The sequence below is a fragment of the Nocardioides furvisabuli genome (assembly GCF_021083185.1).
In the GTDB taxonomy this organism is placed as follows: Bacteria; Actinomycetota; Actinomycetes; order Propionibacteriales; family Nocardioidaceae; genus Nocardioides; species Nocardioides furvisabuli.
This window is the reverse complement of the sequence record NZ_JAIGQB010000024.1, coordinates 1-414: the sequence shown is the minus strand read 5'-3', so window position 1 is coordinate 414 and position 414 is coordinate 1. Positions and strand designations below refer to the sequence as shown.

Annotated in this window: 1 pseudogene; it reads right to left on the bottom strand. The window is 65.5% G+C overall.

The features are described 5' to 3' along the window. Nucleotides 1–45: 45 nt before the first annotated feature. A pseudogene (locus tag K4G59_RS20715) lies at nt 46–311 on the bottom strand (transposase); the annotation flags it as partial. Nucleotides 312–414: the final 103 nt, after the last annotated feature.

Below are 414 nucleotides of genomic sequence, written 5' to 3'. Positions count from 1 at the left end.
GACGCGGTGCTGGTCGATGTAGTCGACCAGCACCGCCGTGGTCACTTCAGCTTGCGGTCGAGCTCCGCCGCGGCGAAAAACGCCGACGCCGTCCGCAAGATCTCGTTCGCTCGCCGAAGCTCCTTGTTCTCACGCTCCAGCTCGGCGATGCGCTGTGCCTCCGTAGTGGTGACGCCAAGGCGATGCCCTTCGTCGATCTCGGCCTGCTGGACCCAGTTGCGGAGCGTCTCAGGGTTGATCCCCAGCTGCTCACCGACCCGACGAAGAGCACCGCTCCTCGTGGCTGGGTCACGCCGCAGATCGACCGCCATCCGGATCGCCCGCTCCCGAAGCTCCTCGGGGTACTTCCTCGGTGCTGCCATGACTCTCATCCTTCCGTGGAATGAGAGCCTCCATCAGACCCGGCACGCGACA